Raw genomic sequence first — 15,766 nt, forward strand, 5'->3', positions numbered from 1 at the left:
ATGGGATTTTTTTGTGAATGCTATTTAAAAATTAGAATAGTCACACCCGTTACCCCATCAAATCATTTTTGAATGGCTATTTTATTTCGTAATTTTCAAACTCCTAAAAAATAATACTCATGATTAATAAAAAAGTAGCCAACGTTACCGAAGCCATGAAAGGTGTAGAGGACGGCATGACCCTAATGTTAGGAGGGTTCGGACTGTGTGGTATTCCTGAAAACGCGATTAACAATTTGGTTAAGCTAAACGTAAAAGGGTTGACTTGTATTTCCAATAATGCTGGGGTGGATGATTTTGGTTTAGGCCTACTATTGCACAAACGTCAGATAAAAAAAATGATTTCTTCCTATGTTGGAGAGAACGATGAGTTTGAACGACAAATGCTCAGTGGCGAATTGGATGTAGAACTTGTGCCACAAGGGACGCTGGTGGAACGTTGTAAAGCGGCACAGTCAGGGTTTCCAGCTTTTTTCACACCTGCCGGGTACGGTACTGAAGTTGCTGAAGGCAAAGAAGTACGCGAATTTAATGGTAAGATGTATGTTTTAGAAGAAGCTTTTAAAGCTGATTTTGCATTTGTGAAAGCCTGGAAAGGCGATGCTGCTGGCAATTTGATCTTTAAAGGAACTGCCAGAAATTTTAATCCAGCCATGTGTGGTGCTGCTAAAATTACGGTGGCTGAGGTTGAGGAGCTCGTGCCCGTAGGAAGTTTAGATCCTAATCAGATACATATTCCAGGAATATTTGTACAGCGTATTTTTGAAGGTAAGGATTATGAAAAACGAATTGAACAACGGACGGTAATCAGTAAATAATTTTTCAATTTGAAAATTTGAAAATGAGAGATGACAAGAAAATTTAATTGTAAGAATGACTTTTGAATTTTCATTGAAAATTATTGCGTTATCCGAAGAATTAAGAGCAATCCATAAGTATGAAATGGCTTCACAAATTTTCAGAAGTGGAACATCAATTGGTGCAAATATTATGGAAGCTCAAAACGCTGAAAGTAAAGCCGATTTTATCTATAAATTCAAACGCTCAGCAAAGGAATCAGATGAGTTCCATTATTGGCTGAAATTGTGCGAAGCCTCAGATTTACATCCAAATCCGAGTAAAGAGGTTCATTCAGAATTAAGATCAATTAGTTTAATCATATCTAAAATCATTTCATCTAGTAAGAAAGGTTAACTATCAAATTTTCAAATCATAAAATTTTCAAATCATTTAATATGTTAGATAAAACAGGAATCGCAAAACGTATTGCAAAGGAAGTCAAGGATGGTTATTATGTCAATCTGGGGATCGGTATTCCAACGCTCGTTGCCAATTATGTGCGCGACGATATAGAGGTGGAATTTCAAAGTGAGAATGGCGTATTGGGCATGGGCCCTTTTCCTTTTGAGGGCGAAGAGGATGCAGATTTGATTAACGCGGGTAAGCAAACCATTACTACCTTGCCAGGAGCTAGTTTTTTCGACTCCTCCATGAGTTTCTCTATGATTAGGGGGCAACATGTTGACCTTACCATTTTAGGCGCGATGGAAGTCTCCGAAGAAGGCGATATTGCCAATTGGAAAATTCCTGGAAAAATGGTAAAAGGCATGGGAGGCGCCATGGATTTGGTTGCTAGCGCAGAGAATATTATCGTTGCTATGATGCATACCAATAAAGCAGGAGAATCGAAATTGTTGAAAAAATGCAGTTTACCACTCACTGGTGTTGCCTGTGTAAAGAAGATTGTGACCAATCTGGCCGTTATAGAAGTAACCTCAGATGGTTTCAAATTGTTGGAACGTGCTCCAGGAATTTCAGTGGAAGACATTAGAAAAGCTACAGAAGGCACATTGATTGTGGAAGGGGATATACCAGAAATGGAATTGTAGCATAAGAACAATTTATATTCTGAGCCATACCTAAATACAGATCTAAAATACCTGTATTTAGGTATGGCTTTTTTTTGTAAATGGGCATCCCGTAAGTGTAAATCATATTTTAATTTTTGTAAGAAATATCTACAAAATCGATAGTAAATGTTAAAATATTATGTATTTCAACGAAATATTGAGTATTTAAACTGATTTATTAAAAAGAGCGTTTATATTTACAAAACCAAATCTAATCAACCTAACAGCCCAAATCTAATAACCTAACAACCCAAATTTACCATAGCTTAATTTATGCTTAGCCCCAAATCTACCATAATTTTTAACTTATGAATACCGCTCCAAATCTACCTGAACCTACCTACTCTCAAAGTAAACTATTTGAGGCCTTCCATGGCACTGTTAGACTTTTGAAAGGTATTATAATACTCACAAAAAAAATATTCATGCTCTAATCTAAGCCCCAGATTAAGCATGATTTTTTTTTTTGTGGATTATATACAGTGTAGCGTCTTATTAGTTAACTTAATCTCTATTGCTTCACCCACATTCGGCATGGTATAGCATCATCTTGAAACCTAATGAATAAGGGTAGTGCGCGTCAATTACGGTTATGATCATCCTATCTTATATTTAAAAATTATAAGGAGATTTAAATGTGTTTGATTTCACTGTCTTCCAGAATGGAATCCCCTCTAAGTCTCAAAAAAATCTGCGCCACAGCTATCGTATCTTTTTCGCAGTACACCACGATACGATTAATGTCCTTATCTTTATAATACACGCGTCCAACTTCGCTACCGTCAATATCATCTTTTGGAGACGGAATACCTAACACGTTGGTCAGCAATTTTAAGGAGGTGTAATTTTTATAATCACCAAACTTCCATAAGTCTAAGGTGTCCAAATGCGGAACTTCCCACGGTTTCTTTCCAAACAAATTCAATTTATTGGGCAATTCCATGGCATGGATTATCATACGTCTTGCAATATAAGGGAAATCAAATTCTTTTCCATTATGGGCACATAACAAGTGTTTCGGTTGATTGAAATGGGATAAGATTAAACTTTTAAAATCCTGTAGTAGGGTAAATTCATCGCCATAAAATGACGTGACACGAAACGTCCTAACATCGCCCTGAAATTTAAAATAGCCCACTGATATACATACAATTTTACCAAACTCTGCCCAAATTCCAGCACGTTCGTAGAACTCTTCAGCTGAAATATCAGCCCTTTGGTATTTCGATTTCAGCTCCCACAATTCTTGTTTTGTTGGGTCCAATTCTGAGAAATGATGCGTTTCCGGAACCGTCTCGATGTCCAGAAATAAGATGTCTTCAAGATTGAGTTTGTTGATCATATGCTATTAGGGTGTCATCATTTCATAAGCCTCATCAATATACGTATAAATATCTTCGGTAAATGCATTAACCGACTCATCTACTTTAAGCGATTGATGTCCCAAACGCACAATAATAACATTATCTTCAGGCTGCACAATAACATATTGGCCTAAATGGCCACGCATCATAAAAAAGTCTTTTCCGTTGTAATCTTGTATCAGCCACCATCCGTAACCGTATTGCGGACTATCAGAAAATCGTGGAGTTATAGATTTCGCAACAAATGCAGAGTCTAAAACCTGTTTTCCATTCCATCTGCCGTGGTCTTTAAACAATTTACCATAACGCGCAAAATCTTTCGCATTACTGGCTATGCAACAGTATGCTTTAACGAGATCATTGGCCTCGCTGTCTACTTGCCAAAGTGTCTCATGTTCAGATCCTAAAGGTTTCCAAAACGATTCAGACAGATAATTGTACAGTTTTTTACCAGTGGCTTTTTCAATAACCATGGCCAAAAGTTGGGTGTCGCCGCTGGCATATTTATAAGTTTGCCCAGGCTCATCTACCACTTTCAAACCGAGAATCACTTTTTTTAAGTCATCATCAAAATAAGCCCGCGTGGTAATGGATAAGGGTGAGTAATACGCTTCATCCCAGTTGGTCCCAGAACTCATGGACGATAAATCACCCACAGTCATTTTAGCGGCTGTTCCTTTACTAAATTCAGGGAAGAAATCGCCCACTGGTTGGTCTAAACTTTTAATATGTCCCTGTTCAATGGCCTTCTGCATTAAGCCTGAAACATAGCTTTTGGCCATGGAAAAGGAATTCGATTTCGAATTTTCACTATAACCATCGTAGTAATTTTCAAACCAAATGCTGTCATTTTTGATGATCACATAGGCTACTGTACCTAGTTTTGAATTGGTTTTTTGAAGAGTTTGCGTTTCTGAAACCGAGTTGTAGTCAGTGTGGTTCGGCCAAGGTTGTGCGGTTCCGTTAGCTACTGTTTGGTTATCAAATTGTTTGTAATCATCAAGATAAGCGGTAGAATGGCCTTTCAAATAAATGGTGCGTACCGCTTTTAATAAGTAATCAGTGTCTGTAATGTATAGGATTGCTACAGTTAATATAAGTAAAGCTAAGATCCATTTTAAGACAGTTTTGAGCATTTTCATAGGTTGGTATTAGGAATACTAAATATAGGGAAATTTGTGCAGCATCCATATTTAGTTCTGTCAACAAATTACGGGTGTCATTGCGCTATTTTGTTTTGTCATTCCGACGAAGGAGGAATCATATCAGGTCATAACTAAAGATATCAGCAAGGATATTGATGTTTCATTGTACCCCATACCAGCGGATCGACTATTTCGCTAACTTAGATTGCCCCGCAAACTGAAAATAATAAGCACTTAGAGAAATGATTGAATTCACTCAATGAAGTCAGACGTATTATGTTTATATATTATCAATTCCTATTGAAGCAGCTTCAGTATAGGGGTAGCTAACAACTTGTATCCCAGACTCCATCAACATGAGGAAAGCGTTTTGCTAAAGAAGAGGGCATTTGCTGCAAAATATATTTGAAATATTTAATGCGTTTTAATGGGTTTAGTTGGATTCCACTCGCCATATCTAGAGAAAAGGAATTAAAAGGTTGGAGAGGGAAGGAGAAACTCAATTTAATCTGTGAGGATAAGGGGCGTTTTTAAATTATTTATTCCAAAAGTGAATTTATATATTTTAATGGTTAATTGATGAGAGACACTTTAAGTATGGGATTCCTTCTTACGTTACAATGGCAAATTTGATTCCTCTGTTGTTAGAATGCTAAACTCGATTCCGACGAAGGAGTAATGAGAAACTAGAACAAGCGTTGTTGTCTATAGGGGCTTTCATGCTCTAATAGCCATTGTTTGCGCGACAATCCACCAGCATACCCTGTCAAGCTGCCATCGCTACCTATAACGCGATGACACGGCACTACAATCCATAATGGATTCTTACCATTGGCATTGGCTACAGCTCTGATGGCTTTAACGTCACCTAATTGTTGAGAGAGTTGGAGGTAGGAAAGTGTTTTTCCATATGGAATGCTTAGTAAACTAACCCAAACCCGTTTTTGAAAATCTGTACCTTCAAGATTAAGGTTTAGATTAAATTGAGTGCGGTTTCCGTCAAAATATTCATAAAGTTGATAGACACAATCTTCTAGCACGAGCGGAATACTATCTGTAAGTTTCTCTTCTGAACTTAAAATGGAAATAGAGGATATGCCTCGTTTATCTCCTACAATTTTGGTGCATCCTAATGGTGAGGAAATGATACAATGTTCCACTAATTTTGGGGTTGAGAATCGTTGTCCTGAGGTTTGATCACATCAGGATGCTCCACTTCTTCATTGAGCATGCCCAGACGTTTGGCGCGAGACTCCCAACTTTTTCTTGCCTGCTCCTGTAGATCAGCAACATTATCGCTCTCATCCATAATTTCAAGACCGAGTAGGGTTTCAATCACATCTTCCATGGTAACCAAACCTGTCACCGTTCCGTATTCATCAACCACTAAAGCCATATGGTTTTTACTTTCCACTAATTTCTCAAATAATGTGGGAATTGGCAGATTGCGCTCAATAATGATGATTTCCCGTCTAATATCTTTCAAGGTTTTGGAATCATTGTCTAAGGCCATTTCCTTATAAATATCATCTTTTAATACCAAACCCGTAATATTGTCAGGATTGTCAGTAAACACAGGAATCCTTGATACACGAAGTTCTTGATTTTTGTCGAAGAACGTTTTTACTGAGGTATTCTCATCTTCAGACACCATAATGGTGCGGGGTGTCATAATATCCTTGGCTAAAATCTTTCTGAAGTTGATTAAATTTTTAATGACCTTACTTTCAGATTCCTTAAAAACACCTTCGTCATGCGCAATATCAGCCATGGCTAAAAAACTATCTCTACTCACCGTACTAACATGTGCATTTTTACCACCAATCAATTTTGTAGTCAATTGTAAAAGCCATAAAATGCCAGTATATTTTAACGGAAAGATTAAAACATTTAATGCCACTGTAGTAAACCCTACTAGCTCTTTCCAATAGGTAGCCCCAATGGTTTTAGGAATGATTTCAGAGAGGACCAATATTAAAAATGTCATTACTGCAGACACAATCATAATGGCGTTATCTCCATTTCCAAATACTTGTTCAGCCTGAACACCCACTAAAATGGCACCTACAGTATGTGCAATGGTATTTAAAGTTAGAATGGCAATTAGTGGCTTGTCAACATCCCTTTTCAATTCCTCTAAAGACTCGGCATAACTTTTATTCTCTTTCTTTTTAACGTTAATAAACGTTGGGGTTATACTCAACAGCACAGCTTCTAAGATAGAACAGAGAAAAGAGAAGAAAATGGATATAAAGGCATATAAAATTAATAAAGTCATTTAACGTATGGTTTATGTGCTAATTTAAGGATATTATTAGATTATGTTCTTATGTTTTTCTTAAAACAATAGTGGTTACTCCTCTAATATGATACTCGTTTTAGGAACACCGTATTGAGAGATTCGTTCTATAAACGTTATCAAATTTGCATTGTTTTTGAAATAGGCAAGAATGGAGAGTCGGTCTTCGCCTGTAAGTCGGTCACACCGTTGGACCTCTTCATAATTGAAGATTTGATTATGGGCAGTGCGAATAGTGCTCGATTGATGAATTCTTAATTCAATGATGGCTTTGGTCGATACGCCTAATTTGCCATGATTAAGTTTAAGGGAATAGCCTAAAATAATGCCTTTTTCTTCCAATTGTTTGACCCGTTTTCCAACTGCTGGGGCTGAAAGGTCTACTGATTTGCCTATGGTCGCAAATGATTCGCGGGAATTTCTTCGGAGCATCTGAATAATTCTTGTATCTATGCTATCCATTGGAATCAAATGTTTTTTAAAGGTTTAAAGTTTTAATCGAAACTAAATATATAAAATATTTTTTGATTATTTAAATGATTGCGCGCTATATATGGCTTCAATTTTGGATGAAACACGTATATAGCGCTCAATTTAAGGATGAAAAAGAATCGGTTTTAGGAATTCATAATCCTCATTACATCTTTGGCGAAGTAGGAAGCGATCACATCTGCTCCGGCACGTTTTATGGCGGTAATTTGCTCCATTACCACGGCATCATGATCTAGCCATCCTTTTTCGGCAGCAGCCTTTACCATTGCATATTCGCCTGAAACTTGATAAACGGCAACAGGCACATCTACGGTATTTTTAATCTCTCGTACGATATCCAAATAACACAAGCCCGGTTTTACCATTACAATATCTGCTCCTTCATCAATGTCCATTTCCGTTTCTCTGATGGCCTCAAACCTATTGGCAAAATCCATTTGGTAAGTTTTCTTGTCTTTAGGGATATTTTTCATGTTAACAGGTGCCGAATCTAGCGCATCACGAAAAGGCCCATAAAATGCTGAGGCATACTTGGCTGAATAGCTCATAATGCCCGTATCTGTAAAGCCTTCATCTTCCAAAGCTTCTCTAATGGCTAAAATGCGGCCATCCATCATATCACTTGGGGCTACAAAGTCAGCGCCAGCGTTGGCATGGGAAACGCTCATTTGTGCGAGCATATCAACACTCTCATCATTTAAGATGATGCCATTTTCAATAATGCCATCATGGCCGTATGCTGAATACGGATCAAAGGCCACGTCAGTCATCACCAGCATCTCAGGACAGGCATTTTTAACCGTTTTAATGGCGCGTTGCATTAGACCGTTAGCATTTAAAGCCTCTGCACCTTTATTGTCTTTGAGATGGTCTGGTACTTTAACAAATAGCAATACTGATTTGAGACCCATGTTCCAAAGACCCTTGACTTCCTTTTCAAGCAAGTCTAAACTATAGCGGTAGTAATTAGGCATGGAGGCAATTTCTTCTTTTACATTTTTGCCTTCTACTACAAAAAGTGGGACTAAAAAATCGTTGGGCGAAATCGTAGTTTCTCTTACCAATGAACGAATAGCTTCGTTAGCTCTCAATCTTCTATTTCTTCTTAAAGGGTACATAATTTTGAAATCTTCAATTTGCAGAATTCAATCTGCAGTTATTATATAAATAGCGCTTTTAACACGCTGTTGTTTATTAGAAATTGATCCAATCCACTGGATCTTTTAATACGTTTAATAATTTTTCCTCTTCGCTCCCTTTTTCCGGATGATGGTTATAAACCCATTGTACATGTGGCGGTAAACTCATCAAAATACTTTCTATTCGTCCGTTAGTTTTTAATCCGAATAAGGTGCCTTTATCGTGTACCAAATTGAATTCTACATAGCGTCCACGACGAATTTCCTGCCAGGTTCTCTGGGCATCCGTATAAGTCAATTGCTTACGTTTTTCGACAATAGGAACATAAGATTCAAGGAAGCTATTGCCAACTTCAGTTACAAAAGCATACCAATCTTGCATAGAAAACGTATCGGTTGATTTGCAATAATCGAAAAACAATCCACCTACACCACGAGCTTCATTACGGTGTGCATTCCAAAAATAACTGTCACATTTCTTTTTATAGAAATCATAATATTCAGGATGATGCTTGTCGCAAGCTGTTTTGCACACTTGGTGAAAATGAACGGCATCCTCTTCAAACAAATAATAAGGCGTTAAATCCTGTCCGCCACCAAACCAAGAATCTACAATGTTTCCTTTTTGATCATATAATTCAAAATAGCGCCAATTGGCATGAACTGTTGGGACCATCGGATTTTTTGGATGCAATACTAAGCTTAAACCGCAGGCAAAAAAGTTGGCATCAGTAACACCAAAGTACTGTTGCATACTTTCAGGCAATTCGCCATGAACTGCAGAAATATTAACGCCTCCTTTTTCAAAAACAGCTCCGTTTTCAATAACGCGTGTTCTTCCGCCACCGCCTTCCGGACGTTCCCAAACATCTTGTTGAAATGTAGCTTTACCATCAACCTCTTCAAGTTTTGCGGTGATGTTGTCTTGTAATTCTAATATATAATTGTAAAATTTATCTTTCATGTCTTTAGTTCAAAAAGTTCCATATCCATTGGGGTTTCATTTAACGACTTGTATTCCTTCACCAAGGTTTTTTTCCATTTATAACCAGCATTTAAAGCCACATTTACGCTAGACTCATTAGTTTTATGGGAAATGATGTGTAGGGTTTTCAATCCAAGTTCTTGACTTACATATAATGACACAGCTCTAATAGCTTCACTCATAAGACCTTTGCCCTTATATCGCTCTCCAATGCAATAAGCAAATTCACCTTGTTTTGTATCCCAATGGATTTGCTTTAATATAATCAACCCTATAATTTGAATCTGATATTGGTCTTTCATTACGTATACAAACTCCTCCTTATGGTCAGCTGCTTTAATCTTTCTTTCAATATAATTTCGGGTGCTTTCTAAGGTCCTATTATCGGCTAAAGTCAAAGGTAAAAAGCGAATAAAACGCTCGGTATTGGATACTAGTAGTTTGTTCAGTTGCAAGGCATCATCGGGCACTAATTCTGAAATGCTTAGCGTATCTGAACTATAGATCATGGGATTTGAGTCTGTTTTGTGCTTTTAATGCTTTAACTGTTTCGGTTGAGGCCGCCGTTACTGATAATGGCAAAACCAAAATGATTCCTATAACAGGGATCAATAAAAATAACATAAATACAATCCCGTTTCCTATGGCCAATCCCCGATGTTCTTTTACAAAGTTGATACTTTCATCATATTTAAAGTGGCGTTCCAATGTATAATCCATATTTCCAAATCCTGCGTAATAGGCTTGTATTAAAAATACCAAAACAGTTGAAATAACACCCACAACAGGAATAAACCCGATCAATAAAACGGGAATTGTAAACAACAACTCCAATAGCAAATTCCTGACGTTAATCCGTGTGCCTCGCCATAATTGCTCTGTAAATGACGTATCGCGATGGGAGTGTCGTTCAACACCTAACAGGTGTGCTTCAATCTTTTCAGATACGGGACTCATAAATGGCGCTGATAAGGCCATAACAATATGTTTGTAAAGGATAAACCCTAGAATAAGAATTAAAATGCCGCTTAAAATCTCACTAATTAAAAAAAACGTTTCTCGACCCCAATCCCATATCCATAGCTTAGAAATGTAATACCCAAAGTTATCTGATAAGGCATATGCTGAAAGGATGATGGTTGTAGCAACAATAATACTGATGAGCACGGGTATGCCAAAATACTTCCAAAGTTTGAGTTTGGAAATCAGTTTGAACGTTCCAGCATAGGCTTTGATACCTTTAAAAATGTTGCGCACCATAGATTGAGATAAAACCTCATAGTTCAGGAACTTACAGACTCAAAATTATGAGGTTTTTTTTTATGTATTAGTTTGGACTTTTATATTCCTTAACGGCGTCAATAAATGCCTTAGCATTATCTAACGGGATATTAGGTAAAATTCCGTGACCTAAATTTACGATATATCTGTCTTTTCCGAACTCATTAATCATTTGATTCACCATCTTTTTGATTTCAGCAGGTGGTGAAAATAATCTGGTTGGATCAAAGTTACCTTGTAAGGTAATTTTTCCGCCAGACAAATAACGTGCGTTCTGAGGTGAGCATGTCCAATCAACACCTAATGCAGAAGCGTTAGAATTTGCCATATCGTGTAGTGCAAACCAACAGCCTTTACCAAAAGCAATTACGGGTGCGTCATCTTTTAAAGCTTCAATAATTTGGTTGATGTATTGCCACGAAAATTCTGTATAATCCGTAGGTGATAACATGCCGCCCCACGAATCGAATATCTGAACAGCATCACAACCGGCAGCTACTTTTGCTTTTAGATAAGCTATGGTAGTATCGGTGATTTTTTGCAATAATTGATGTGCCGCAATGGGGTTTGTAAAACAAAACTGTTTGGCCTTATCAAAGTTTTTACTGCCTTGACCTTGTACACAGTAGCACAAAATGGTCCATGGAGATCCTGCAAAACCAATTAATGGCACTTCATCATTTAGCATTTGCTTGGTGACTTTAATGGCTTGCATCACATAATCTAATTCGACATGTACATCAGGCACAATCACATTGTCCACATCTTTTTGAGTGCGTACAGGATTAGGCAAATAAGGGCCAAAATCAGGTTTCATTTCCACCTCAATATTCATCGCTTGAGGAATGACCAAAATATCGCTGAATAAAATGGCAGCATCCATACCGTAACGACGTATAGGTTGCACCGTAATTTCACTGGCCAATTCTGGGGTGCGACAACGTGTAAAGAAGTCGTATTTAGCTTTTATTTCTTGAAACTCCGGTAAGTAACGTCCCGCTTGACGCATCATCCAAACTGGTGGACGATCAACTGTTTCTCCTTTTAGTGCTCTTAAGTATAAATCGTTTTTTATCATGTCCCACATCCCTGCGATGGCAAGAATCTCCTTGTTTTAAGTTATATGTAATCTATTTAATACTAATAGGATGCTGTAAATACACTCTATTAATCCTGTTCACATTATTAATTGCTCGCGTAATTTTCGTTTACCAAATCAATCACGCTTTCAACTGTTGGTATTCTCGCAACACGCACGTCCTCAAAATGCTTTTTAGCTTCATTTGCGGTCGTATCGCCTATACAGTAAGCTACTTTATTATTTGGCTCGTTGTTTTCTAGATAAGCTGCAACAGTAGACGGGCTATAGAACATGATCCCTTCTACCTTTGGGTCGATAACGGTGGCATCCAGTATAGTTTTATAAGCTTCTACCTCATTTACTTTAATATGATTTTTCTCTAAAGTTTGAGACAATTCGTCCAATCTGATATCACTGCAAAAATGGGTGACTTCAGTACCATCAATAAATTCTACTAAATATTCAGCCAACAGTTTGGCGTAATTTTCAGAATGTTTAACCTTTCCGATTTTAGACTCAATTAATTTTTTGGTACGACGGCCTACACAATAAATATTCTTAAACTGCAATTCTTCTTTCGGTACAATGGCAGTAATTGCTTCTACAGCATTTTGGCTTGTAATGATCACATTTTGAATAGGCGACTTTAATAGTGGTTTTGGAATTCTATTCAAGCTTATTTTTAAGAAATCTGTGCTTTCTACTTTTACATTCTGAAAACGCTGACGTTGCATTTCAGAGAGGTTTTTGGTAGAGAAAACCTGTGTGTGTTTATCGGCATCTTTCAAGTCATTCATCACTCTACTGCCCCCGCGCTCCAACACATAATCTGCAGCAAACTGTGCTATATTATGATGGTTGCCCAACTGCTCTTTACGAGTCACTTCAATTTTTTTACTGCCATCCAAACTTAACAGAACCCCTTGAAAAGAGACTTCTTCATTTTTGATGAAGGCTAAAGCCCCAATTGGAGCAGAACAGCCGCCTTCTAAAAGGTTCAAGAAGGTTCGTTCAATTGTGGTACAAATTTCAGTTTCTTCATGATTGATTTCCGTGCAAATTGCAAGCAACTCTTCATCATTTTCACGAGCAGTAATCATTATAGCGCCTTGGCCAGGTGCCGGAATCATCCAATCTAAATTAATGGCGTCTTCAGGGCGCACACCAATTCTGCCAATACCTGCGGCAGCAAAAATAGCTGCGTTCCAATCCTCATGGTCTTCCAGCTTTTGCAATCTAGTATTTACGTTGCCTCGCAAACCGACAACAGTATGGGTTGGATAACGATTGAGCCATTGGGCTTTACGTCTTAAACTTCCTGTGGCTATAACAGCTTCCCGTTGTGATAAAAACTCTTCATTATCTTTAAATACCAAAGTATCCCTAACATTGCCACGTTTTAAAACGGCAGCTTGAACAATCCCTTGTGGTAACACGGTGGGCACATCTTTAAGGGAATGTACGGCAATATCAATCTCATTGTTGAGCATTGCAACATCTAAAATTCGCGTAAAAACACCGGTAATGCCTAATTCGTAAATGGGTTTGTCCAGCAGCATATCGCCGGTAGATTTCACGGGAACCAAAACGGTTTGATGACCCAAATGTTCGAGTTGTTGTTGTACAGTTTTGGCTTGCCATAGCGCAAGTTCGCTATCGCGGGTACCAATTCTTATGAGTTTAGACATGTGTTGGAGATTCTAACTGGAACACTTTTTTGATAAGTTCAATACTATCGTCAGTAGACATATCATCGTTTTTCAGATGGTATGCAAAGTGGTTCGTTATTTTTTGGATGATATTATTACTGATCAATTCGGCCTGGGCTTCATTAAAATCGGCATGTTTTTTACGTTGCGTCTCTAATTCGGCATTTTTGAAATCGAGCAACTTATGTTTTAATGCATTAATGGTAGGCGCAAATTTTCGTGTGGCCAACCAACTGTTAAAATCTAATTTAACTTCTTCAATAATTTGTTCAGCCACCGGGATGAAGGCTTTTCTGCGCTCCAAAGTGTCGTCCGTCATTTGTGACAAATCGTCTAAATGCACTAAAGTGACATGTTCTAATTCCGTTACGTTTTGATTCACGTTTCTAGGAATGGACAAATCTAAAATCAACAAAGGTTTTTTAGATTGGATGCAATGCTTGTCTACTGTAGGATTAAGCGCGCCAGTAGCTACAATCAGAATGTCAGATGCATTGATTTCTTCTTGAAGATTGGCGTAATCCTTTACTAACAGATTAAATTTACCAGCAACTTCCTCAGCTTTGGTCTTAGTTCTGTTGATAAGGGTGATATGATCGTTTTTGGTGTGTTTTACTAGGTTTTCGCAGGTATTTCTACCAATTTTACCCGTTCCGAAAAGAAGAATATTTTTGGTAGATACCTCTTTTACCGTATTCAAAATATAATGAACCGAAGCAAATGATACCGAGGTAGCGCCTGATGAAATTTCAGTTTCTGTCTTAATGCGTTTACTGGCTTGAATGACGGCATTAATCAAACGCTCCGTAAAGGCGTTAAGCAACCCTAATTTTTTAGACCCTCTAGCACTCTTTTTGAGTTGACTGATGATTTCAAAATCGCCTAAAATTTGACTGTCAAGACCAGAACCAACACGAAACATGTGGGCAATAGCTTCTTTGTTTTTATAAATGTAGGCCACTTCCTGAAACTCTTCAACAGTACCCTTCGTATTGTCACAAAGTAATTTGATGAGTTGGTACGGGTGTTCTGCAAAGCCATAAATTTCTGTGCGATTACAGGTTGAGGTTACAATTAAACTCTCAATACCTTCTGTTTTTGCCTGATTAAGAAGAGATTCTTTAGAAGTTTCATCTAAACTAAAATGCCCTCTAACATCGGCATCCGCTTTTTTATAGCTTAAACCAATGGCATAAAAATATGTGCCTCTTGTCATGTGGTAATGCTCCATACCTGATTTGGAAAATTTTCAAAGCAAAAATAGAAATGTGAATTGAATAAAAACAACGCTCAAGGAACTATTAGTGTCGCTTGTGGTATTTTAGGGCTTTAATTTATAAAACTATGATAAATATCATATTTTTGCAGTCATATCAGTGCTTCAACAAGCATTTGTTTAGAATCAATCTAAATAACTGATATCTAATTACAAACATTATGGATTTAAAAAATGTCGCTAAAGGTTCTTTTGAAGAGACACAAGTTGAAGATGGTTTTTTTGTATTGATTTGTCAGAATGAAGGTGCGTTAGTTAAAGTAGTGCAACGCGAAATAGATAGTAATTTTATACAGTTTCACTTTTGTTTAAAAGGATCAAGCAAATTTATGTTCAATGAAGGGCGTTATGCTCTGGACATTTTGGAAGAGAATTCGCTTTTGCTTTACAATCCTCAGCGCGATTTGCCAATTCATTTGGAAATGCAACCTAACTCTTGGTTGGTTTCAATATTGATCTCCATTAAGAAATTTCATGGCTTGTTTTCACAAGAAGCAGATTATATCACGTTTTTGAGCGATGATAACAAGGATAAGAAATACTATAAGGATGGAAAAATATCACCTTCGTCTGCAATTGTGCTCACCCAACTAATGCATTATAATTTAAATGCGTCCATCAAGAATCTCTATTTTAAAGGTAAGGCATATGAATTATTGAGTCTTTACTTTAATAGGAATGAAGATGCCAATATTGAACAATGTCCGTTTTTGGTGGATGAAACCAACGTGATCAAAATTAGAAAAGCCAAAGATATTATCATTTCAAGAATGGCAGAACCACCTACTTTACAAGAACTATCAGACGAAATTGGACTGAATTTAAAAAAATTAAAGGAAGGGTTTAAGCAGATTTATGGCGATACCGTGTACAGTTTCTTATTTGACTATAAAATGGAAGTAGCTCGTAAGCTCTTAGAATCAGGAGCACATAATGTTAATGAGGTGGGCTTAAAAGTAGGCTATAGTACATCAAGTCATTTTATTTCCGCATTCAAAAAGAAATTTGGTACCACACCAAAAAAATACCTAATGTCCTTATCTTCGTAAATTATTAATGGCCTGCTGGTCTCAAAGACCAAAAAG

Annotated in this window: 16 protein-coding genes; 4 read left to right on the forward strand and 12 right to left on the reverse strand. The window is 37.3% G+C overall.

Going from position 1 to position 15,766, the window contains the following annotated elements; translation table 11 throughout:
- The first annotated feature begins 119 nt into the window (after nt 1-119).
- The 3 genes from BXY82_RS04895 to BXY82_RS04905 are packed head-to-tail and all read left to right on the forward strand — an operon-like array spanning nt 120 to nt 1,889.
- Nucleotides 120-818, forward strand: a complete 699-nt coding sequence (locus tag BXY82_RS04895) for a CoA transferase subunit A (protein WP_133757042.1) — start codon at nt 120-122, stop codon at nt 816-818.
- 55 nt (nt 819-873) lie between these two features.
- Entirely contained in the window at nt 874-1,194 is a 321-nt protein-coding gene (locus BXY82_RS04900; protein ID WP_133757043.1) for a four helix bundle protein, read from the forward strand.
- A gap of 41 nt (nt 1,195-1,235) precedes the next feature.
- The gene (locus BXY82_RS04905; RefSeq protein ID WP_133757044.1) at nt 1,236-1,889 is read left to right on the forward strand and encodes a 3-oxoacid CoA-transferase subunit B; all 654 of its coding nucleotides are present in this window, start codon (nt 1,236-1,238) and stop codon (nt 1,887-1,889) included.
- 652 nt (nt 1,890-2,541) lie between these two features.
- Here the strand turns inward: BXY82_RS04905 and BXY82_RS04910 are convergent.
- The 12 genes from BXY82_RS04910 to hemA all read right to left on the reverse strand — a co-directional run bounded on the left by BXY82_RS04910 (nt 2,542) and on the right by hemA (nt 14,636).
- Entirely contained in the window at nt 2,542-3,252 is a 711-nt protein-coding gene (locus BXY82_RS04910) for a 3'-5' exonuclease (RefSeq protein ID WP_133757045.1), read from the reverse strand.
- Nucleotides 3,253-3,258: 6 nt separating this feature from the next.
- Nucleotides 3,259-4,416, reverse strand: coding sequence for a serine hydrolase domain-containing protein (locus BXY82_RS04915; RefSeq protein WP_133757046.1), 1,158 nt, complete (start codon nt 4,414-4,416; stop codon nt 3,259-3,261).
- A 689-nt stretch (nt 4,417-5,105) separates the two neighbouring features.
- Nucleotides 5,106-5,579 (reverse strand): methylated-DNA--[protein]-cysteine S-methyltransferase, encoded by a 474-nt coding sequence (locus BXY82_RS04920; protein ID WP_133757047.1) that lies wholly within the window; start codon nt 5,577-5,579, stop codon nt 5,106-5,108.
- The gene (locus BXY82_RS04925; RefSeq protein ID WP_133757048.1) at nt 5,579-6,697 is read right to left on the reverse strand and encodes a CNNM domain-containing protein; all 1,119 of its coding nucleotides are present in this window, start codon (nt 6,695-6,697) and stop codon (nt 5,579-5,581) included. The genes BXY82_RS04920 and BXY82_RS04925 overlap by 1 nt, the downstream gene beginning before the upstream one ends.
- Nucleotides 6,698-6,772: 75 nt before the next feature.
- Nucleotides 6,773-7,180 carry an Lrp/AsnC family transcriptional regulator gene (locus BXY82_RS04930; RefSeq protein ID WP_133757049.1) on the reverse strand — a complete coding sequence of 136 codons (408 nt, stop codon included), beginning with the start codon at nt 7,178-7,180 and terminating at the stop codon, nt 6,773-6,775.
- 155 nt (nt 7,181-7,335) lie between these two features.
- Nucleotides 7,336-8,328 carry a porphobilinogen synthase gene (gene hemB / locus BXY82_RS04935; protein ID WP_133757050.1) on the reverse strand — a complete coding sequence of 331 codons (993 nt, stop codon included), beginning with the start codon at nt 8,326-8,328 and terminating at the stop codon, nt 7,336-7,338.
- A gap of 76 nt (nt 8,329-8,404) precedes the next feature.
- Nucleotides 8,405-9,313, reverse strand: a complete 909-nt coding sequence (gene hemF / locus BXY82_RS04940; protein WP_133757051.1) for an oxygen-dependent coproporphyrinogen oxidase — start codon at nt 9,311-9,313, stop codon at nt 8,405-8,407.
- Complete coding sequence (locus tag BXY82_RS04945) at nt 9,310-9,843, reverse strand: GNAT family N-acetyltransferase (protein WP_133757052.1); 534 nt, start codon at nt 9,841-9,843, stop codon at nt 9,310-9,312. The genes hemF and BXY82_RS04945 overlap by 4 nt, the downstream gene beginning before the upstream one ends.
- Entirely contained in the window at nt 9,833-10,594 is a 762-nt protein-coding gene (locus BXY82_RS04950) for an EI24 domain-containing protein (RefSeq protein ID WP_133757053.1), read from the reverse strand. Before BXY82_RS04950 ends, BXY82_RS04945 begins: the two co-directional genes overlap by 11 nt.
- Before the next feature lie 67 nt (nt 10,595-10,661).
- Nucleotides 10,662-11,693 carry a uroporphyrinogen decarboxylase gene (gene hemE, locus BXY82_RS04955; protein WP_133757054.1) on the reverse strand — a complete coding sequence of 344 codons (1,032 nt, stop codon included), beginning with the start codon at nt 11,691-11,693 and terminating at the stop codon, nt 10,662-10,664.
- A gap of 107 nt (nt 11,694-11,800) precedes the next feature.
- Nucleotides 11,801-13,384 (reverse strand): hydroxymethylbilane synthase, encoded by a 1,584-nt coding sequence (gene hemC, locus BXY82_RS04960; protein WP_133757055.1) that lies wholly within the window; start codon nt 13,382-13,384, stop codon nt 11,801-11,803.
- Nucleotides 13,377-14,636 (reverse strand): glutamyl-tRNA reductase, encoded by a 1,260-nt coding sequence (gene hemA / locus BXY82_RS04965; RefSeq protein ID WP_133757056.1) that lies wholly within the window; start codon nt 14,634-14,636, stop codon nt 13,377-13,379. The genes hemC and hemA overlap by 8 nt, the downstream gene beginning before the upstream one ends.
- A gap of 206 nt (nt 14,637-14,842) precedes the next feature.
- Here hemA and BXY82_RS04970 point away from each other — a divergent pair, with 206 nt between their 5' ends.
- Entirely contained in the window at nt 14,843-15,730 is an 888-nt protein-coding gene (locus BXY82_RS04970; RefSeq protein ID WP_133757057.1) for a helix-turn-helix transcriptional regulator, read from the forward strand.
- The last annotated feature ends 36 nt before the right edge of the window (nt 15,731-15,766 follow it).

The organism is Gelidibacter sediminis (genome assembly GCF_004364975.1).
Taxonomy (GTDB): Bacteria; Bacteroidota; Bacteroidia; order Flavobacteriales; family Flavobacteriaceae; genus Gelidibacter; species Gelidibacter sediminis.